Origin of the sequence: Dysgonomonas sp. Marseille-P4677 (genome assembly GCF_016652235.1) — a bacterium.
Classification (GTDB): domain Bacteria; phylum Bacteroidota; class Bacteroidia; order Bacteroidales; family Dysgonomonadaceae; genus Dysgonomonas.
This window is the reverse complement of record NZ_JAEPKU010000011.1, coordinates 38,461-59,114: the sequence shown is the minus strand read 5'-3', so window position 1 is coordinate 59,114 and position 20,654 is coordinate 38,461. Positions and strand designations below refer to the sequence as shown.

The window sequence follows — 20,654 nt, the reverse complement described above, 5'->3', positions numbered from 1 at the left end:
GAGTATAATATATAATATCGATATAAATCTATTCGTTAACTTTGATGGTAGCGGATAGATTTTTTTATTTAATACACTTAACTCTATGAAGAAATACACTTGTACATTTATATTATTAGTTTTTATCATCACATCATGTACTACACCTCGACAAACTCAAAATATGTCTACTAATCTAGAAATGGCTGTTCCTGATGAAGGTATAATAACTCAATCGTTGTTTACGGATCAGGAAGCTCGGATATCAGAAGAGAACATTCAGAAGATTTTGGATGGAAAATATACCCTTCCTCAGCAATTACGAGTAGCAGTTGTGAATATAGATAATGGTTCGTTGATAAACAGGCGTTATGGTTATGACGAAGATTATCTATCGTCGTGTCAGAAATATCTGTCGACTCTGATTACCAATATGGAGGGGCATCAGCGTGTGCAGAAAGTTTCGTTGGTCCCTGATATTATGATGTCTACTTCACCCGGTTTTACATCTATTCGCGAAGCTGCTGTAAGAATGCAGGCGGACGTGGTATTGGTATATTCCATTAGAGGTGGAATGTATTCCAAATATAAGGTCTTTTCAGCTGACGAACATAAAGCTTTTGCTACAACTCAGGTATTGATAATGGATGTTCGTACCGGACTAGTACCCTTTTCTACAGTTGTCACTGAGGATTATTTATCTAAAAAGCTAAAGGATGATTTTAATGGTAATGAGGCTGAAAAACGGATTCAGGAAGAAGCTGTAATGAAGACTTTAATTAGAGTTTGCGACGATATTAATCTTTTTCTTACAAAATAAGTTTTATGAGATTACGGATTCTTTGGTTTAGTATACTTTATCTATTCGCTGTAAAATCTTTTGCATACAATTTAGAAATAGATTCTGTTCCGCGTATATTGCCCGAAAGGGCTGTTCCATTCCAAAGTTTCAAAAACAACGTTATCCTGGATGGATATGCGCATGACTCTGTTCCAATCAAAGCGTTACTCGATATTGGGGCATGGGGATTAGCAGTACCCGAATATTTAAGGGTAAATAAGGAAACGATAAATAAAAAAGAACAAATTCGTTTTAGAGTAGGGGATTGGGTAAAGATAGTGGATGCTACGTTTATGGAGACAGGTAGCCAGTTTCTAAATTGGTATGGTGATGATTGCGTATTGCTGGGTTGGGATTTTTTTAATAGACGTATACTCGAAATATCGTATAATAATCAGTATATAAGAGAATTGAAACCAATTGATCTGGATAGCCTGAAAGGTTATGATTGTATTAAATTTCAGAATAGGGGCCGGAGGCTTCTTATCCCTACGGTTGTTGATATTGGAGGGGTGATAATAGAAGGAGACTGTTGGATAGATACAGGCCTCAACGGAACATTATTCTTTGCTCAAAATATATTTACTAAATATAATCTGAATATTGATAAAATCAAAGAGGGACGTGCTAAGAATCTGGATCACAGTCGTACAAAAGTGAATATAATGAAGACTGATGTTATTAGAGTAGGCAACAGTAAGCTTATAGATGCAGATGTAATTTTTTCCGATTCAGAATGGTTTGTGTTTAAAGAGAACGATATGTATATAGGGCTTTTGGGAAATCAGTTTTTTAGAAATTTTTCAGTAATCTTCGATTTTAGGAAAAATAATTTATATCTAAAACCAATAGAAGAATAGGATTGTTGATCTATCTCATGCGATACGTTTTTCTTATCTTTGTAGGAGAAACTATAAACATATAAAAATGAAAAAAACAATATTAATAACTATGACCGGATTGTCTATGATGTTGGCCGGCTGTGGAGGAGGACAAAAAGCTCCGGATAAGCAGCTCGAAGCAGACACTGTTCCTGCGGATTTTAAATACGAGGTAGATGCTTTTGCAGATCTTGAGATACTGCGCTATTATGTTCCCGGATTTAAGAATCTTAATCTTGAACAAAAAGAACTGGTTTATTATCTATCAATGGCAGCCTTAGAAGGGCGCGATATATTATTCGATCAGAATAACAAATACAATCTAGCCATACGCCGTACATTGGAGGCTATTTATGAGAATTATAAAGGAGACAAAAATACGAATGATTATAAAGAATTTGAAGTCTATCTCAAACGTGTATGGTTTTCCAATGGGATACATCATCATTATGGAGAGGAGAAATTCTTGCCTACATTTTCTAAAGAGTTTTTTGCAGATCAGGTAAAAGCGTTACCGGCAAATCTTGTTCCTACAAGAGAAGGGCAATCAGTCGATGATTTTATCAAAGTGATTACGCCAGTAATGTTCGATGCTAAAATAATGGCCAAGAAGGTGAATCAATCGGGAGGCGATCTTATTGTTACCTCTGCCAACAATTATTATGGAGAGGGCGTTACCCAAAAAGATGTTCAGGATTTTTATGGCGCCATGAAAGATACTACTGATCTTACCCCAATTTCTTATGGACTTAATAGTCGTTTAGTGAAAGAAGATGGTAAATTGGTTGAGAAAGTATGGAAAGTTGGAGGACTATACTCCTCGGCTATAGAGAGAATTGTATTCTGGCTTGAAAAAGCACAAACAGTAGCGGAAAATGACAAACAAAAAGAAGTTATAAATAAACTGATTTCATTTTATAAATCAGGAGATCTTAAAACATTCGACCAATATGCGGTAGCATGGGTTGAAGATTTAAATTCGCAAATCGATTTTGTAAATGGTTTTACAGAAGTTTATGGTGATCCTCTTGGTATCAAAGCTAGTTGGGAATCGACAGTGAACTTTAAAAATATAGAAGCAACTAAGCGTACCGAAGTTATTAGTTCAAATGCACAATGGTTCGAAGATCATTCTCCGGTTGATAAACGATTTAAAAAAGAGAAAGTAAAAGGAGTAACAGCCAAAGTTATAACAGTTGCTCAGTTAGGCGGTGATTGTTATCCATCTACTCCTATTGGGATTAATCTGCCTAATGCTGACTGGATACGTAAAGATCATGGTTCAAAGTCAGTAACCATAGAAAATATAATGGAAGCTTACGATGCAGCCGGTGCACATACAGGTTTTGGAAAAGAATTTATGTGGTCTGATGTGGAAGTGAATATGATAAAAGAATATGGCTTTGTTACAGATGTATTACATACCGACTTGCACGAATGTCTCGGACATGGTTCGGGGAAACTGATGCCGGAAGTGGATCCAAACGCATTGGGTGAATTTAGTTCAACTATCGAGGAGTCTCGAGCAGACCTGTTCGGCTTATATTTCCTTGGTGACGCTAAGTTGGTAGAACTTGGAATTATACCTAATGCAGATGCTTACAAAGCAGAATATTACAAATTTATGATGAATGGCTTGATGACTCAACTTGTGCGTATTGAACCGGGTAAAGATATTGAAGAAGCGCATATGCGTAATCGTCAGCTGATTGCCAAATGGGTATATGAGAAAGGTAAGGCTGATAATGTAGTTGAATATAAGGTAAGAGATGGTAAAACATATGTTGTAGTTAATGATTATGTTAAACTACGCACATTGTTTGGAGACTTATTGGCCGAAATTCAACGTATTAAGTCGGAAGGAGACATTAAATCAGCTAAAGCTCTTGTAATGGATTATGCGGTAAAGGTCGATCCTGTTTTACACAAAGAAGTATTAGCCCGTTACAAAACTTTGAATATGAAGCCTTACAAAGGATTTGTAAATCCAGTATTTGAATTAGTACAAGATAAAGATGGAAAGATTACTGATGTCAAAATATCTTATAGTGAAGGCTATACCGAACAAATGCTTCGCTATTCTAAAGAATTTTCGACTCTGCCTACTTATAACGACTAAATAGAGACTGAAATAGAGAAAAATCCTGACAGTTAATTGTCAGGATTTTTTGTTTCATCAAAACATTTGCATTTTTAAACCGAATGATAATCTAAGATAATCTTTTGGTCCTAGGTAGCTATTTGTAAACGCACTTACCATGTAAAGATCATTGGTACTTATTTCGTAGAATGCTGTTATAGATTTGGCGAAGAAGCGTTTTTCTTCGGGGATATGAAATGTAATTCTTTGTCCCAGATAAATATTAAAGCGCATCTTTGTTGAAAAAGCATAATATCCATTTGGATATTTTTCCGGCTCGTTTACCCAGAATTCACCGTCGAAGATTGTATTTATATAGAGTCCTGTAGCCAAAGGGTCTAATGAGAAATGTTTGTTAAGCCTTTTCTTCCATGGGATGAAATTCTGTTTTAAGGTAAAAGTTAGTTTAGAATTTTTTGTTGAATAACGGGGTAAATACCCAAAGAGGATATCGGTTTCCCACTGATTGTTTTTTCCATAATCCCAACCTGTACCAATCGAAATTAGCCCCATTCCTCCTGCATATTGGATTTTAGTGTAGTTAGGTATCAGCCTCTCCCATTGCGATTTGTAATTTTCCACCCTTTTCTCATATCTGGTTTGAGCAGCTAATGAGCCTGATAGTATCAATAGAATAAAGCTAAAGCAGATTTTATAATTAGAATTCAATAGTTTCATATGTATATGAGTCATCAGCATTTAATGTGAAAATAAAATATTGTCGTTTCCCGATATTAGGGCAACCGAAGTACATAATACCATCGTTAAAAAGATCATCAATCTTTAGTGTATGGTCATGCCCGTTTATGCAGAATTGGAGATTTTTAGATTTCTTTATATCTTCTTGAAAATGTCGGGCGACATTGTTATTAAATTGATCGGAGAAAGGGCGAACGTGCATGGCAAGTACAGTTTTTTTATATTCTTGTCTGTCATCATTTTGTTGTTCTTCTATAAAATTAAGATCGGGAACAGGTTTTGAGTAGTCGAATTCTAGGGCATTTGTATTTAAACAAATAAATTTAGTTGTACCGGCCAAAAATGAAAAGTTCTCTTGACCAAATATCTCTCTATATATTTCTTCTCCGTTTGCAAGGCAGTCGTGATTTCCTAAAAGAACAACATACGGACGGTTTAGCCCATTCATAATATCCCGCATCCACATGAATTCTTTAGTAAGACCAAAATCGGAAATATCACCACCATGGATAATAAAATCTATATCATCTCTTTTATTAGCATCTTTTACAAAGTCTTCTGTTTCGTCATACCACCGTTGCGAATCGCTCATAAAGATGAAACGTATAGTTTCTTTCCCTTTACAGTCGGCCTCGATTCTATTTATATTCTTTGCATTTATATTCTTTTCTCCTTTGATTCGTCCGTCATAAGGATGATACTCTATCATCTCGCATGCCGAGAGTAGGCACGCAAGAAAAAAAAGCGTGAAAATTATCTTTTTCATGTCTGAATTTGTATATCTTATTTTGTGAGGATACAAGTTTATAGGTAAAAGTTCAATTCTTTAAATTAGAAAACTTAAATCAATATTATAGAAGTGTTTTTTAACATGTTTTTAACCAAATATGGATAATATGTAAGGATGTTTGATTAAGTTTAGTTATGGCTCTTTTTATAATATTATTATGTTTTGTTGTACCTTTGAAATCTTTGAATAGAGAAATATTATTAGGTCTATAAAATCTGATTTATGGAGAAAACACATATCGAAACAATTATAGTTGGTGCTGGTCCGGCAGGTACTACTTGTGGCTATGTTTTAAAGAAGAATAATCATGATTGTTTGATTATCGATAGGAAAGATTTTCCTCGCGACAAATTGTGCGGGGGAGGCCTTACGCCTAAAGCACATATATTGGTCGACAAGATATTTGAAGGTATAAAATACGACTACTATAGTGTGAACACAATAGATATGTTTTCTCAAAAAAAATATATATGCAGCTATACACTAGATACAGAATTAAGGACTGTTACCCGGCGTGAATTCGATAATGTTTTGCTGAGAGAATATGAAAAATCAGGAGGCCGAAAGATTACGGATACAGTTGTTAAGATAGAAGAAAACGAAGATAAAATACACGTTACATTATTATCAGGGAAAAAGCTTTCGTGCAACTTCTTGATTGGTGCTGATGGCGCGAATAGTATTGTGCGTAGGTATTTACAGCCTGAATTTAAGAAAGGCATTGTCTGTTTGGAAAAGACCGTAGAAGATATATCTATCAGGAATATGCAGGTATACTTCGATAAGAAGTTTAAGAATGGATATTTGTATGTATTTCCTAATACAAACGGATATGTAGTAGGGTATGGAGACAAGCGAACAAATTTGCAAACGTTTGATAAATCTTTGAAAGAACATAATCTTATGTCTGAAAATAAGACAAAAGGTGCTTATATTCCTATGTTCGATAATATCGATTATCCTTTCCGAAAAGATATTATTTTGATTGGTGATGCCGGAGGTTATGCCGATTCGATGACAGGCGAAGGAATATATTTTGCAGTTAAGAGTGGACAGAATGCGGCCTTGTCTATTGTCCATAGCCAAAATTTTAAATTGTTGAATGAAGACGTTATAAATGTTATAAGGAAGAGAAAGAAAATGTCAGAATTATTCTTTTTTGCTCCAGTGCATGGTTTATTTGTTTATTTATGTAAAAAGCCTAAATGGTTGATTCGAATAAATAGAAAGGTGAATCAGGCCTTGTCTATTTAAGAAAATGTCTATCTTTATTTCTAAATAATAAAAACGATGAAACTAAAAGAAGAATCTGGTAATAAATCAGTACTTACTACCAGCTATGTGCTTACGGCCGGCTCTCCTGTCACGTTTGTTCTTTACGATGAAGATGGCGATTGGCAGTTGTTTGGAGAAGATGAAGTCTCCGATGATGAAGATGCTTATTTAGTGTCTGTAGATGAAATACTCGAAATGGAGCCTGTTCTTCGCAAGTTGCCCGATCTGCAGCCAGGACAAGCCGCAACCCGCGAAAAAGATGGATATAAATGGGTTATAGTAGAAGAGGAAAAATAAATATTAACATAGCTCAGGCGGAATACTGATTTAGTATTCCGTTTTTCTTTGTATTTTTGCCAACCATAAACAGTTTGTGATAAACTGATTTATTTATAAATATAACTAAAAAATACTTCTATGAACAACGAACTAGGACTGGACTTTAAATCCACGACTGAATCAAGAGAAAAGAGATTGTTCATCGAAACCTATGGCTGTCAGATGAATGTGGCAGACAGTGAGGTTGTAGCATCGGTGATGCAGATGGATGGATATACAGTAACAGATAAGCTCGAAGATGCCGACGCTGTTTTTGTAAATACATGTTCGATACGAGATAATGCCGAACAAAGGGTTATCCAACGTCTCGACTATTTTAATGCCATAAGGAAAAAGAAAAAGCCGAATATGATTATCGGTGTTCTCGGATGTATGGCCGAGCGTGTGAAAGAAGAATTACATGCAAAACATCAGGTAGATGTGGTAGTAGGCCCCGATGCTTATCTTGACTTACCAAATCTGGTAGGTGCAGCCGAAAGTGGCGAAAAAGCAATAAATGTACAACTGTCTAAAACAGAAACTTATAAGGATGTAATTCCTTTGCGTATCGGAGGAAACCATATTTCCGGTTTTATCTCTATTATGCGTGGGTGCGATAAGGTTTGTTCGTACTGCATTGTTCCCTATACCAGAGGACGTGAACGTAGCCGTATGCCACAAAGCATTTTGAATGAGGTAATTGATCTTCGGGATAAGGGTTTTAAGGAAGTAACCTTGCTGGGGCAAAATGTAAACTCATACCGTTATGAAAATGAAGATGGTACAATTGTTGATTTTTCCCGATTACTCGAAATTGTAGCACTTGAGGCTCCGAAAATGCGTATCCGTTTCACTACATCATACCCTACAGATATGACCGATGAAACATTGGAAGTAATCGCTAAATATGATAACTTATGTAAGTTTATCCATCTTCCTGTACAATCGGGAAGTAGTCGTATGTTAGGAGTGATGAAACGTAAGTATGATCGAGAATGGTATCTAAATCGTATCGAAGCTATCAAACGTATTATTCCCGGCTGTGGGCTATCTACAGATATTATGTGCGGATTTCATTCCGAAACAGAAGAAGACCAAGAAGAAACACTGTCATTGATGCGCGAAGTATGTTTTGATTCTGCATTCATGTTCAAATACTCGGAACGTCCGGGTACATATGCAGCCAAAAAATTAGAGGATGATATACCGGAGGATGTAAAAGTAGAACGTTTGCAGAGGATTATCGAATTGCAAAATGAATGTTCTCTTGAGAGTAATAAGAGAGATGTAGGCAAGACCTTCGAAGTGCTTGTCGAGGGGTTCTCTAAGAGATCAAAAGAACAACTTTTTGGGCGTACATCTCAAAATAAAGTTGTAATTTTTGATAAAGGAACACACCGTATCGGCGATTTTGTTAATGTGAAAATTACAGGAAATACATCTGCTACGTTATTTGGTGAAACAATATAATAATCAGCGTAAATAAGTTATTTTTACTAAAGATATTTCTTCTTTTTTCAAAAAGTAATTATATTAGCTACCCGTTTTGCAAAGACAAGGTTATTATATACAATAATATAATAGAAAAATTAATTCTAAAAATTTAAAGATTATGAATAAAACAGGCTCTAATTTGTTATTTTTAGCTATTGGTGCAGCTCTAGGTGCAGCTGTAGGTTATGTTGCTGCTTCTGATAAAAAAGAAGAGTGGTTGAAAGATATCAACAGCCTTGTAGATAAAGTAAAAGGCAATGTAAGACATGCTGCAAATAAAGGCCGTGAAAAAATAGACGACTTAACAAGCAATGTTGAATAATCCGGAAACAGATAAAAGCTTAAATACTCTGGTTGAAGAAATAAAAGTAGACCTATTAAGCTATATTAACCGTAGAGTCCGTTTGTTTAAGCTGGATTCTTACGAGAAGTTGAGTATTTCGGCTTCTGTAGCAGGATATGGTTTGATTGTTTTGGCTATTTTATCTGTTTTAATATTCTTTGTCCTTATTGGATTGGCATTTTTTGTAGGAGAATTGCTTGATAGTCTGGCCGCAGGCTTCGGTATTATGGCCCTGTTGTCGTTAATTGTTTTGTTCATTGTATTCTTGTGTCGTAATATAATTAAGGAAACAATATTGAATAATGCAATAAATTTTTTCAGAAAATTAGATGCCAATGATAAAGAATGAATTGACCCCCTTAGAGTTACTCCGTCAGGAAAAAGCAATTGTTAGGCGTGAGTGTGCTGAAGGCGAAGATCGTTTGGCTGAACATTGGGTATATCTCTCGAATAATGCAAGTTCGCTGATTCTCCAAAGTGTAACAAATACTGTCCTTCGGAAATTTGGCTTCGGTCATAAAGAAGATGCAAAGGAAGAAAGCTCTTCATCTAATAGTGGCTTTGCGCAAGGCTTATTGAGTAATCTGACTACTTTTTATCCTGTTATTTGGGAAATAGTTCAGCCACTACTTTTCCGTTTTGCAATACGAAAAATAAAATCGATCTTTTCTGGAAAGAAGAAAAAGAGATGCAGAGACTATGACGATTGATTAAAGAAAGGAAATAAAATAAGTATATAAAAAGCAAGAGGATTGAATATCTTCTTGCTTTTTGTTTATCTATATTGCTTTGATACTGAAATTTTGAGAAAGTATAGATTTGAAAAAAAAACTAAAAGTTGTACAACTTTGTCACTTTTTAGTTAAAATTAGATTTTCTTTCATGAATAATAAATATTCAAAAATGAACAGATTGTCAGATGAATATTTGAAAGTAACCGAAAATATCTTTTGGCTACAGTTGTATCCATTGATAATTTTTTATCTTTGTTACTATTAGTAAATTTTAAAAGATGATCTTATGTCGAAAGAAATACTTAATCTAAAACCACAACAGTTGTGGAAGCACTTTCATGATCTGACCCAGATACCGCGTCCGACAGGGCTAATGGAAGAAGTGACTAAGTTTGTAATTAACTTTGGTAAGTCTTTAGGTTTGGATGTTAAGCAAGATGAAATTGGTAATGTTCTTATCACCAAGCCGGCAACAGTAGGTCTGGAAAAAGTTCCTGTTGTTATATTGCAGTCGCATCTGGATATGGTGCCTCAGAAAAATTCTGATGTAAAGCATGATTTTACTAAAGATCCTATAGAGACCCAAATAGAAGGGAACAAGGTGAAGGCTCGTTCCACAACTTTGGGTGCAGACAATGGGATAGGAGCAGCTGCTATGATGGCGGTTCTTGAAGATAAAACCCTTAAGCATGGTAAAATAGAAGCCCTTTTTACTATTGATGAAGAAGTGGGAATGGTAGGTGCAATAGGATTGCAACCGGGTTTCCTTTCAGGAGATATCTTATTGAATTTAGATACAGAAGAGATCGGAGAGCTTTGCGTTGGTTGTGCCGGAGGTGCGGACGTTAATGCTGACTGGCATTTTAAAGATGTTGAGGTTCCGGAAGGAGACTTTGCATACAAAGTTGTACTAAAAGGTCTTAGAGGAGGTCACTCCGGTACAGAGATTCATCTGGGTAGGGCTAATGCTAATAAACTGATGTTCTATTTTCTGAAAGAAGCTGTTAGCAATTACGAAGTGCGTCTTTCTGTTGTAGATGGAGGATCTTTACGTAATGCAATACCACGAGAATCGTATGCAGTAATAACACTTCCTGAGGACGATGCAAAGGATTTCTTGGAACTTGTTGCTGAATATGAGGAAATCTTTAAAGAAGAATATAAGGCGGTAGAACCTAATCTTTCATTTAAAGCAGAAAAAACTGATCTGCCGACAACTCTTATACCCGAGGAGATACAAGATAGCCTGATAAATGCAGTTGTAGGCTGTCAGAATGGTGTAATCGGGATGCTTACTGAATTTGAAGGTATTGTTGAAACTTCTACAAATCTGGCATCAGTTAAATCAGCTCCGGGACATATTGCTGCTAAAATGTTGGCACGTAGTTCTTCAGAGACTCGTAAGGATGAGATTTGTTCAAGCCTTGAAAGTGTATTTGCTTTGGCTGGAGCTAAGGTTTCCATAGAGAATCCATATCCGGGATGGCAGCCTAATGCCAAGTCGGATACATTGAATATGATGTCTGCACTATACGAAGAGATGTATAATGAAAAAGCTCATGTGGTGGTTGTACATGCAGGACTTGAGTGTGGAATAATTCTTTCCAGCACTCCTGGCTTAGACATTGTGTCTTTCGGTCCTACAATCTTAAATGCACATTCTCCTGATGAATTTGTAGAGATTGATACTGTTACCAAATTTTATGATTATTTGGTGAAAACATTGGAACGAGTAAAATAAATATATGATAAAGGGCGAGAACTGAATTTTCTCGCCCTTTTTTCTTTTAGATATCGTTTGTTATTCTGGCTTAGTTCTGTATTTACTTAATATTGCCAATATATCATCATTTAGATCACCAAAGATAGAGACACCACTAGCCCCATTTTGCAGTGCGTACTTAATTCCTTCTTCGATTTCCTGATTGTTCTTAAAATCAGGCATGTATAGCCCGGCGTAAAGAGGGAATCGTCCGTCTATACCTCTCAAGCCTTGTTTTACTGCATCACCTATCCAAGGTACATCTTCTTTATAAAAGCCATGGTAAATCATTGGGTAAACAGCATCTAACGGCCAGTTTGTCCAGTCTTGCATAACGAGGCGTTTTGCTACGTCAGGTGTTGGAAAAACAGCTGCCGTCAAAGGTTTATGATTAGCTTTGGCAACTTCGCTGATTTGATTTACAATGTTTGTAACAGCATTGTATCTGTACGATCGCCAAGAAAGACTCTGAGTCGGATATTGTATGCTATCGATATTCTGATGGTATTTCTCCTTGAATCCTGCTTTGCAGGCACCACAATAGCAGAAGTCGTATTCTGGTAATTCTTCAGTTTGTACTATGTCATAAACTTTCCATAGGTTAACAGCAAGAACCACATCCGAAAAACGTACATAGTCCATATGGATACCATCTACATAATCCTTAGCTAGAGTATTCTTTACATCATTTACAAGGAACTCTGCAACCTCGGGGCGGGATGGGCACATCCATCTATAATAATCTACATATGGAGGATGGTCAGCACAGGATTCACCTTTTCTGCTAACGGCAGCCCATTCGGGATGTTCTTTTAGAGCGTCGCCTCTGTTCATAATCCACATCCATCTATGAGCTTCAAGGCCTTGAGCTTTAGCTGTACGGAAATGCTTCTCGCTGTCAGCTTCGAAGAATATACCGGCTATACCTGCATCATGGTATTTTTTATATCTTATAGTCAGTTCTTCTTCAGTATCGCTGTTTTGCGGGTTGATCCATACCCAGTGTTTATACTTGTTGTCTGATTCGGATTCCTTATTGGTCGAATTACAACTAATTATAGTAAATGCAAATACTAATGCTAATAATCTATAGGTATTTAATAGTTTTTTCATGATATATGATATTTATTTCATAATTAGACCTTCTTCGTTGATTCTTATGGTGTTGCCAGATACATCTTTTATGATAGCAGTGAATTGAGATTTTGTAGCATGTACAGTTAATTTATTTGTTATGTTAGTTATATCTACAATATCTTTAAGCCCTAGTTCACTGAGAGATGTAGCATAATGCTTGTTTTTCGATCTGAAGCTGTTTTGTTTGTAGTAAATCAACCATAAGTATTGCTTTTGTAATTCGCTATAAGGGAGTTCAAATACAGGTAAATTAGTGCCTGCCTCTATCTCTGAAAATAGTAGATATCCCCAGCGTTCAGGTCTGTGCATATCTATTACCCCTTGTGGAGACCACACCCAATTATATTCAGGCAAAGGTTTACCAGTCGAGTCTTTCTTTTTTATATACTTCTTCCCTATGATTTCGGTTTCCCATTGTACTCTCGAAAAGTTGATCCTCCATATATCTCCGTCTTTTGGTATATGTATATGATTTCCCATAGTAAGAGCACTGAATGGTATGGCAAACTCAACAGTCCACGCTTGGTCTTTGTCGTCAGGGTTATTTAGCGTTCCATTTATTTTTACAGCATGTTTCATACCCGGAGTATTCCAGCTAAATAGAGCCGAGCCTCTATTGCGATATGGCTTTGGCAAAAATAGATCAAAAATGTTGTTTAGTGCATTAATCTCTATTTCGAAATATTGGTGGGTTGTATTGGTGGGGTCGATGAATATTTCGAAATCATTGTCGTGGAATACGATTTCGTCTCTTTGCGACAATGTGGCCCATACATGAGATTCTTCGAGCTCAGCTGCTATGTACAAATAAGTCTTATCCCAAAGTAGCTTCGCCCGTGTTTTGTAGTATGGTTTGGGTTTTGTAGTACCTTCTATATCTTCGAAAAATGAGGTCCATTCGGCTTTCATCCATGCATCATCATTGATGTCACCATCTATAATAGGAGCAGAGGTGGTGTGTCCTGTCACATAACTAAGTGGGGGGGCGAATAGGTTCTTGTATTCTTTGAAATGAGATTGTGCTTGGCTTATGTTTGTGAGTGATAATAGATAAATAACGGATATAATTTTAATGGATTTGATAGTCATGAATATTTTAATTTAAGTATTTCCCTTAACTCTTCAACACCTTCAGAGGCCCCTTTCTGAATGAAATGTATACTCTTTATATTTGTTTTTACTTCTTTAGGGTCTATAAGATAGATAGGTGTATTCTGTTTAGTATAATTAATTAATCCAGCAGCAGGGTATACATTAAGAGATGTACCTATGACTACTAATATATCAGCCTGCTGTGTAATTTCAGCCGCTTTTTCTATCATCGGTACAGCTTCTCCAAACCATACTATATGAGGGCGTAGTTGAGACCCTTTTTCGCACTTATCTCCTATATTTATTTCAGGTTTGTCGGAAGTGAGTGTATATATTAAAGATGGATCGGCAGTAGAACGGACTTTGTTTAATTCTCCATGAAGATGTATTACGTTCGTACTGCCTGCACGTTCATGCAAGTTGTCTACATTCTGGGTTATAATGGATATTTTGTAGTCAGATTCCATCTCTGCCAGGCCTATATGCCCTTTATTTGGCTTTGCTCCAAATGCGGCCTTTCGTCTTTCATTATAAAAATCTAGTACTAACTGAGGATTACGTTGGAATCCTTCGGGAGTAGCCACATCCTCTATAGCGTGCTGTTCCCACAATCCGCCTGAATCTCTGAAAGTAGCAATCCCACTTTCTGCACTCATGCCGGCACCGGTTAAAACGACGATATGTTTCATTAAATATTAAAAAAATGTAAGTATAATATACAAATATAGTTTTTTAAAGCCTAAAATTCATAAAAGTATAATGAAAAGAGTTACTTTTGTTGGCAAAATTAAATAAACAGTTAGCCTTTGTTTCCTGATATCTATCAGCTTGATTTACAGGGTTGACAAAAAAGAAAGATTATATATGGATAAAATCAGTTACGCTCTGGGATTAAGTATTGGAAATAACTTCCTAAGTTCAGGTATTAAAAAAGTTGATTTTGACGCTTTCCTAAAAGGTATGAAAGATGTTATAAACGAATCTCCTCTGGATATGTCTTATGATGAGGCAAAAGAGGTAATGAACGATTACTTTTCTAAACTTCAGGAAGATAGATTAGAAGTGAATATGAAAGCCGGAGAAGAGTTTTTAGCAATAAATGGAAAAAGACCGGGGGTAGTAACATTACCAAGCGGCCTTCAATATGAAATATTAAAAGAAGGAAATGGGGCTAAACCTAAAGCTACCGATCAGGTAAAATGTCACTATCATGGTACTCTTATCGATGGAACAGTATTTGATAGTTCTGTAGAACGAGGTCAGCCGGCTACATTTGGAGTAAATCAAGTGATTCCGGGATGGGTGGAAGCTCTTCAGTTGATGCCAACTGGCTCTAAATGGAAATTATTTATACCGTCTAATTTAGCTTATGGTCCGGCAGGGGCAGGACAAGCTATCGAGCCTAATTCTACATTAGTTTTTGAAGTCGAAATTTTAGATATTGTTTAATATATAAATTACGTAATTAAAACATGAAAAAAATTCAAGTTGTTGCTCTTGGCGCTTTTGTTGCAGTCGGAGCCTTGCTTACATCTTGTGGAGGGGGCGTTTCTACAGACGCTTCATTGAAGACAGAGATTGATACTATTTCTTATGCTTTCGGTGCTAGTCTTTATGATCAAGGTCTTTCTATGCACTTACAACAATTAGGCGTAGTAAGTGATACTACAGGTATCAGGCCGTCTTATATGAGACAGATCGAAGCTGAACAAGATGCTGTGAAAAAAGCATCTCTTGAAAAAGAGATGAAACATAAGATGGATTCTACTGTAAAGGCTAATGAAAGAAATATTTCGGAATTCCTGAAAGGTTTGAAAGAAAGTTTAGATGCACCGGAATCCAAATCTGCTTATTATGCAGGTGTATCAGTTGGAGGACAAATTTCGAAACAAATGTTCCCTAATCTGATTTCTCAAATGTATGGTGCTGAGTCGAAAGAGAAAATTAATAATAATGCTTTCTTATCAGCTATGGCGACAGCAATGAAGAAAGGAAAATTTGTTGTAACAGACCCTGCTACATTATTCAATGTTAAAATGCAGGAAGTGCAGGCAAAGGCTCAAGCAAGACAAGAAGAGGAATTGAAAAAGCAATATGCTCCTCAAATTGAAGCTGGACAAAAATTCCTGGATGAGAATAAAGCAAAAGACGGTGTTGTTACATTGCCTGACGGGCTACAATATAAAATTGTAAAAGAAGGTAACGGTCCTAAGCCGTCTGCATCTGATGTAGTTAAAGTTCATTACCACGGTACTTTACTTGATGGAACAGTATTTGACAGTTCTGTAGAAAGAAAAGAGCCATCTACATTTAATGTAAGTGCGGTGATTAAAGGTTGGACAGAGGTTCTTCAATTGATGCCTGTAGGTTCTAAGTGGACTGTTTATATTCCGTACGATCTAGCATATGGAGCTCAGGATAGAGGTACAATCAAACCTTTTTCAACTCTTATCTTCGATATCGAATTGATAGGAATAGAGGGAAAATAATTGTAAAGACAATAAGTTAAAATATATGTTTTAGATAATGTTATGGTATCATCAGTATGGAATTTTGAGCAAAAAGGCTTGTTTTTGTGAAAAATATCTTATATTTGAAATAAAATAACAATAAAAAGCTCATTTTATGCAAAAGATTGATAAACTTGATAAGAAGATACTGGAGATTATATCTCAGAATGCGAGGATCCCATTCAAAGATGTAGCTCTGGAATGTGGCGTCTCTCGTGCAGCTATCCATCAGAGAGTACAACGCATGATTGAGATGGACGTTATAGTTGGTTCCGGCTATTTCGTTAACCCAAAAGTTTTAGGGTATAATACATGTACCTATATAGGAGTAAAGTTGGAAAGAGGTTCTATGTACAAGACTGTAATACCTGAATTGGATAAAATTCCAGAAATAGTAGAATCGCACTTTACAACAGGTCCTTATACAATTCTTATTAAGTTGTATGCCAGAGATAATGAGCATTTAATGGATTTGCTTAATAATAAGATACAAGATATTCCTGGTGTTGTAGCTACTGAGACTATGATTTCTCTTAGTCAAGGGGTTAAGCGTCAAATTCCAATATCTAAATCTGAATGATAAATTGATTTAACTTATTAATTATAGAAAGGATAGTTCTCAGTGAGGGCTATCCTTTTTCATTTATCTTTAATAAAGATAAATATGTAAGGTAAAAGGGGGTAAAGCCGTATTTTTTTAATATTTTTGCAGCTATATTTGCTTAGAGAATTATATATGGAGAAAAAAAATGTTGTATTGAGACTTTTATCGAATATATATATAAAGAATATATTGTTGATGATTGCTGTTTCCTTGGTTTTGGTTGCAGTCGTTCTCTTTATATTGAATATCTATACTAAACATGATGAATCTGTTACTGTTCCAGGGGTAAAAGGTCTACAAGTCGAAGAGGCACGAGGAATACTAAAATCTGCAACTTTAGAGTGTGAAATTGTTGATTCTATATTTGTTACAGGTGGTGTGCCAGGCGCTGTAATTGAGCAGACGCCAAAAGAACAATCGAAAGTAAAAGAAGGGCGTACAATCTTTCTAACCATACAGGCAAAAGGAATACAAATGGTGGCTATACCTGAACTGAAAGACTACTCCCGACGCCAAGCAGAAGCACAGCTTAATTCGTTAGGTTTTGATAAAATAATAATAGACGAGGTGCCATCGGCATATGCCGGTATAGTTATTTCCATATCATATAAAGGTAAGGAGTTGTCATCAAATCAAAAAGTACCTAAGGGTGCGACTTTACGTATGACTGTTGGTGCAGGCGGTGAGTCTTATCAAGACAGTATACAGGAACAAGATGCTAAAATTGATGAATCTTTCTTCGAATAATGACAGATAATTCTATTGACGATATAATTGATCTTCCCGAGGACGAGTTTGGAGAAGAGCAAGATAACCAGCTTTATGAGCATTATCGGTTTGTTGCTGATAAAGGACAGGGACTGATTCGGATAGACAAATATTTGTCTATGCACATAGTGGGTGTGTCGCGAAACAGGATACAGCAAGCGGCAGAGGCTGGATGCATTTTGGTAAATGACACCCCTGTAAAGTCAAACTACAAAATCAAACCGTTAGATGTGGTGTCGGTGGTTATGAATCGCCCACCACGTGAACTTGAAATTATACCTGAAAATATACCATTAGATGTCGTTTATGAGGATGAGGATCTAATGGTGATAAATAAACCTCCGGGGCTCGTTGTCCATCCCGGATTTGGAAACTACCAAGGGACAATGGTAAATGCAATAGCTTATTTGCTTAAAGATACACCGGAATATGATGCCAAAGACCCTCGTTTGGGTATAGTGCACCGTATAGATAAAGATACATCGGGGCTTATTGTAGTAGCGAAGAATGCTTATGCGAAGGCTCATCTTTCAGCTCAATTTTTCAATAAGACCACCAAACGCCAATATGTTGCGCTAGTATGGGGGGCTGTGGAAGCAGATGAAGGACGTATAGAAGGTAATATAGGTCGTGATCTCAAAGATCGTATGTTGATGACTGTCTTCAAAGATGGAGAACATGGCAAAACAGCCGTAACGCACTATAAAGTGTTGGAGCGATTAGGTTATGTTTCATTAATTCAGTGTAAACTGGAAACGGGCCGAACACATCAGATACGCGTGCATATGAAGTATATAGGCCATACTCTATTTAACGATGCTCGTTATGGAGGAGATGAGGTGTTGAGAGGTACTAATTTTACGAAGTATAAGCAATTTGTACAGAACTGCTTTAATATATGTCCGCGTCAGGCTTTGCATGCTCAAACTCTTGGTTTTATTCAACCTCGCACAGGAGAAGAACTCATGTTTGAAGCCCCGATACCGGGAGATATGATACAATTGTTAGAAAAATGGCGAGGATATATTGCTAATAGGGAAGTTTAATAATATACAGGTATAAAGTAATGAAACGAAACATTGCCGTTGTATGGGGTGGGTATTCCTCCGAAATAGTTGTATCGGCTAAAAGTATGGCTGGCATCTGTTCTTTTTTGGATGAAGAAAAATACAATATCTACAAGATCAGAATAACAAAGGAAAAATGGACTGTAGAAGTAGGAGGGTATGTGTATACAGTTGATAAGAATGACTTCAGCTATATATGTCCTATATCCGATCAGAGAATATATTTCGATTTTGCGTATATCATTATTCATGGGACTCCCGGTGAAGACGGGCGTTTACAAGGATACTTCGATATGTTGGGGATACCTTATTCTACATGTGGAATGATGGCATCTGCATTAACAATGAATAAGTTTATTTGTAATAATTTTCTTAAAAACTTTGGCATAAGAGTCGCAGATTCCCTATATTTGAATAAGGATACGAAATATAATTTAAGAGGTATTGAAGAAAAACTGAAGTTTCCTCTTTTTGTAAAACCAAATACAGGAGGCTCGAGTTTTGCCACAACTAAAGTAAAGGCGGTAGATCAACTACAACAAGCTATTGATGCAGCATTTGGTGAAACACCGGATGTTATTATCGAAAGCTTTATAAGTGGGCGTGAAGTAACATGTGGCTGTTATAAAACAAAGGACAAAGAGGTTGTGTTTCCTATAACAGAGGTTGTAACTCCAAATGAGTTCTTTGATTATGAGGCCAAGTATGAGGGGCAAGTTGAAGAGATAACCCCAGCCCGTATATCGGGAGAGATGACAGATGAAATACAAAGACTAACCCGTAAGGTATATGATCTGGTTGGAGCGAAAGGTCTAATCAGGGTAGATTTTATTATTTCTGATAATCAACCTTTCCTATTAGAGGTCAATACTGTACCAGGAATGACTCAAACCAGTTTTATACCACAGCAAATAGCTGCTGCAGGTTTGGATATAAAAGAAGTACTGACTGAAATTATTGAAAACGAATTTAACGCCATTTGAATTTATATACCATGAGTAGCAAATTTGATGACATAGCACCTCTTTACGATCATGAGGTAGGAGAAGCAATTCAGGAAATACTTATAGATCCCGGATTTCAACATGCTGTGAAATATATAATCCCAAATATTAATTGGGATGAATTTTCAGCTGAAATGTCCAGATACAAAACTAAAGGCCAGTTTCAGGCTGAAATGATATATCCTGTAGTGACAATGTTGGGAACAAAGGTGGCTACAAGTATAAAGGGAGATAACTGGGATAATATCGACACTTCGGTAGAGCATCTATTTTTATCCAACCACAGAGATATTGTATTAGATGCGGGACTCTTGAATATTTTACGGTATAAACAAGGATTCGATACAACTGAAATTGCTATAGGAGATAACTTGCTTATTCATCCATGGATAGATAAGTTGGTGAGATTGAATAAGAGTTTTATTGTAAGACGTGGCCTTTCTATAAAGGAAAGATTAGTTGCTTCTAAACATCTGTCTGAATATATTCATTATGCAATTCGAGAAAAAGGAGAATCTGTTTGGATTGCTCAACGTGAAGGACGAGCGAAGAATGCAGATGACAGAACCCAAGACAGTTTGTTGAAGATGTTGGCTCTTTATCCGGAAGATAAGTCTTTTTTAGAGAGTTTAAAAGAACTTAATCTTATACCACTCTCTATTTCCTATGAGTATGATCCATGTGATTACCTGAAAGCGAAGGAGTTTCAACAGAAACGTGACGATCCGGATTTCAAGAAGACACAAAGAGATGATCTTTTAAACATGGAGATAGGTATTTTGGGGCAAAAAGGTAATGTAGTTTTCCGTTTTGGTAAGTGTATAAATTCCGAGCTGGATAAGATTACTGAACCGGATAAACGATTACAGCCCGAATTAGCAGCAAAAATAATAGATAAGGAGATTCATGCGAATTACGAAATATTTCCTTGTAATTATATCGCTCATGATCTTTATTATAAAGAAACTCGCTTTAGAGATAAATATACTGATCAGCAACTGGATGATTTTAAAAATTATTTAGAGAAGCAGATAGTGAAAATAGATTTAGATTATATTGATCATGACTTTGTATTAGACAAAATGTTGGAAATGTATTCAAATACACTAACCAATTATCTAAAAGCAACAGAGAGTGTATAAATAAAAAACATTGACTCTAAGTATATATATCCTCCTTATATTCATAATGTAAGGAGGATTTCTTATCGTATATG

Annotated in this window: 22 protein-coding genes; 17 read left to right on the top strand and 5 right to left on the bottom strand. The window is 36.2% G+C overall.

The annotated features are described in order from the left end of the window. Window positions 1-85: 85 nt before the first annotated feature. From JGH11_RS04275 to JGH11_RS04265, 3 genes are all read left to right on the top strand, one after another. A complete protein-coding gene (locus tag JGH11_RS04275; protein ID WP_201110329.1) occupies window positions 86-799 on the top strand; it encodes a hypothetical protein in 714 nt (237 codons plus the stop codon). A gap of 5 nt (window positions 800-804) precedes the next feature. Further along, window positions 805-1,680, top strand: coding sequence for a hypothetical protein (locus tag JGH11_RS04270; RefSeq protein WP_201110328.1), 876 nt, complete (start codon window positions 805-807; stop codon window positions 1,678-1,680). 67 nt (window positions 1,681-1,747) lie between these two features. After that, window positions 1,748-3,820 (top strand): dihydrofolate reductase, encoded by a 2,073-nt coding sequence (locus tag JGH11_RS04265; protein ID WP_201110327.1) that lies wholly within the window; start codon window positions 1,748-1,750, stop codon window positions 3,818-3,820. 57 nt (window positions 3,821-3,877) lie between these two features. Here JGH11_RS04265 and JGH11_RS04260 read toward each other — a convergent pair whose 3' ends face one another. After that, a complete protein-coding gene (locus JGH11_RS04260; protein ID WP_236263856.1) occupies window positions 3,878-4,519 on the bottom strand; it encodes a hypothetical protein in 642 nt (213 codons plus the stop codon). Beyond that, complete coding sequence (locus tag JGH11_RS04255) at window positions 4,500-5,306, bottom strand: metallophosphoesterase (protein WP_201110325.1); 807 nt, start codon at window positions 5,304-5,306, stop codon at window positions 4,500-4,502. The genes JGH11_RS04260 and JGH11_RS04255 overlap by 20 nt, the downstream gene beginning before the upstream one ends. A 246-nt stretch (window positions 5,307-5,552) precedes the next feature. Here JGH11_RS04255 and JGH11_RS04250 point away from each other — a divergent pair, with 246 nt between their 5' ends. The 7 genes from JGH11_RS04250 to JGH11_RS04220 all read left to right on the top strand — a co-directional run bounded on the left by JGH11_RS04250 (window position 5,553) and on the right by JGH11_RS04220 (window position 11,235). Next, window positions 5,553-6,584 carry a geranylgeranyl reductase family protein gene (locus JGH11_RS04250; protein ID WP_201110324.1) on the top strand — a complete coding sequence of 344 codons (1,032 nt, stop codon included), beginning with the start codon at window positions 5,553-5,555 and terminating at the stop codon, window positions 6,582-6,584. 36 nt (window positions 6,585-6,620) lie between these two features. Continuing rightward, window positions 6,621-6,902, top strand: coding sequence for a hypothetical protein (locus JGH11_RS04245; protein WP_201110323.1), 282 nt, complete (start codon window positions 6,621-6,623; stop codon window positions 6,900-6,902). Window positions 6,903-7,022: 120 nt separating this feature from the next. Then, window positions 7,023-8,393 carry a tRNA (N6-isopentenyl adenosine(37)-C2)-methylthiotransferase MiaB gene (gene miaB / locus JGH11_RS04240; RefSeq protein ID WP_201110322.1) on the top strand — a complete coding sequence of 457 codons (1,371 nt, stop codon included), beginning with the start codon at window positions 7,023-7,025 and terminating at the stop codon, window positions 8,391-8,393. Between the two features lie 142 nt (window positions 8,394-8,535). Further along, a complete protein-coding gene (locus JGH11_RS04235; protein ID WP_201110321.1) occupies window positions 8,536-8,739 on the top strand; it encodes a YtxH domain-containing protein in 204 nt (67 codons plus the stop codon). After that, window positions 8,729-9,109, top strand: a complete 381-nt coding sequence (locus JGH11_RS04230) for a hypothetical protein (RefSeq protein WP_201110320.1) — start codon at window positions 8,729-8,731, stop codon at window positions 9,107-9,109. Before JGH11_RS04235 ends, JGH11_RS04230 begins: the two co-directional genes overlap by 11 nt. Beyond that, window positions 9,096-9,470 (top strand): hypothetical protein, encoded by a 375-nt coding sequence (locus tag JGH11_RS04225; protein ID WP_201110319.1) that lies wholly within the window; start codon window positions 9,096-9,098, stop codon window positions 9,468-9,470. The genes JGH11_RS04230 and JGH11_RS04225 overlap by 14 nt, the downstream gene beginning before the upstream one ends. Window positions 9,471-9,780: 310 nt before the next feature. Continuing rightward, the gene (locus JGH11_RS04220) at window positions 9,781-11,235 is read left to right on the top strand and encodes an aminoacyl-histidine dipeptidase (RefSeq protein WP_201110318.1); all 1,455 of its coding nucleotides are present in this window, start codon (window positions 9,781-9,783) and stop codon (window positions 11,233-11,235) included. Window positions 11,236-11,295: 60 nt separating this feature from the next. Here JGH11_RS04220 and JGH11_RS04215 read toward each other — a convergent pair whose 3' ends face one another. The 3 genes from JGH11_RS04215 to JGH11_RS04205 are packed head-to-tail and all read right to left on the bottom strand — an operon-like array spanning window position 11,296 to window position 14,174. After that, the gene (locus JGH11_RS04215) at window positions 11,296-12,369 is read right to left on the bottom strand and encodes a family 10 glycosylhydrolase (RefSeq protein ID WP_201110317.1); all 1,074 of its coding nucleotides are present in this window, start codon (window positions 12,367-12,369) and stop codon (window positions 11,296-11,298) included. Between the two features lie 12 nt (window positions 12,370-12,381). Further along, the gene (locus JGH11_RS04210) at window positions 12,382-13,482 is read right to left on the bottom strand and encodes a carbohydrate-binding family 9-like protein (RefSeq protein WP_201110316.1); all 1,101 of its coding nucleotides are present in this window, start codon (window positions 13,480-13,482) and stop codon (window positions 12,382-12,384) included. Continuing rightward, on the bottom strand, window positions 13,479-14,174 hold the full coding sequence (locus JGH11_RS04205; RefSeq protein WP_201110315.1) for an NAD-dependent deacylase: 696 nt from the start codon (window positions 14,172-14,174) through the stop codon (window positions 13,479-13,481). Before JGH11_RS04205 ends, JGH11_RS04210 begins: the two co-directional genes overlap by 4 nt. Window positions 14,175-14,349: 175 nt before the next feature. On the opposite strand from JGH11_RS04205, the gene JGH11_RS04200 reads away from it, so the two are divergent. From JGH11_RS04200 to JGH11_RS04170, 7 genes are all read left to right on the top strand, one after another. Then, complete coding sequence (locus JGH11_RS04200) at window positions 14,350-14,934, top strand: FKBP-type peptidyl-prolyl cis-trans isomerase (RefSeq protein WP_201110314.1); 585 nt, start codon at window positions 14,350-14,352, stop codon at window positions 14,932-14,934. A 23-nt stretch (window positions 14,935-14,957) separates the two neighbouring features. After that, window positions 14,958-15,974 carry an FKBP-type peptidyl-prolyl cis-trans isomerase gene (locus JGH11_RS04195; RefSeq protein ID WP_201110313.1) on the top strand — a complete coding sequence of 339 codons (1,017 nt, stop codon included), beginning with the start codon at window positions 14,958-14,960 and terminating at the stop codon, window positions 15,972-15,974. Between the two features lie 136 nt (window positions 15,975-16,110). Further along, window positions 16,111-16,575, top strand: coding sequence for an Lrp/AsnC family transcriptional regulator (locus JGH11_RS04190; RefSeq protein ID WP_006799740.1), 465 nt, complete (start codon window positions 16,111-16,113; stop codon window positions 16,573-16,575). A 156-nt stretch (window positions 16,576-16,731) separates the two neighbouring features. Beyond that, window positions 16,732-17,346, top strand: a complete 615-nt coding sequence (locus JGH11_RS04185; RefSeq protein WP_201110312.1) for a PASTA domain-containing protein — start codon at window positions 16,732-16,734, stop codon at window positions 17,344-17,346. After that, window positions 17,346-18,413, top strand: a complete 1,068-nt coding sequence (locus JGH11_RS04180) for an RluA family pseudouridine synthase (protein WP_201110311.1) — start codon at window positions 17,346-17,348, stop codon at window positions 18,411-18,413. The genes JGH11_RS04185 and JGH11_RS04180 overlap by 1 nt, the downstream gene beginning before the upstream one ends. Window positions 18,414-18,433: 20 nt before the next feature. Continuing rightward, the gene (locus JGH11_RS04175; protein ID WP_201110310.1) at window positions 18,434-19,417 is read left to right on the top strand and encodes a D-alanine--D-alanine ligase; all 984 of its coding nucleotides are present in this window, start codon (window positions 18,434-18,436) and stop codon (window positions 19,415-19,417) included. 11 nt (window positions 19,418-19,428) lie between these two features. Continuing rightward, a complete protein-coding gene (locus tag JGH11_RS04170; RefSeq protein ID WP_201110309.1) occupies window positions 19,429-20,580 on the top strand; it encodes a 1-acyl-sn-glycerol-3-phosphate acyltransferase in 1,152 nt (383 codons plus the stop codon). Window positions 20,581-20,654: the final 74 nt, after the last annotated feature.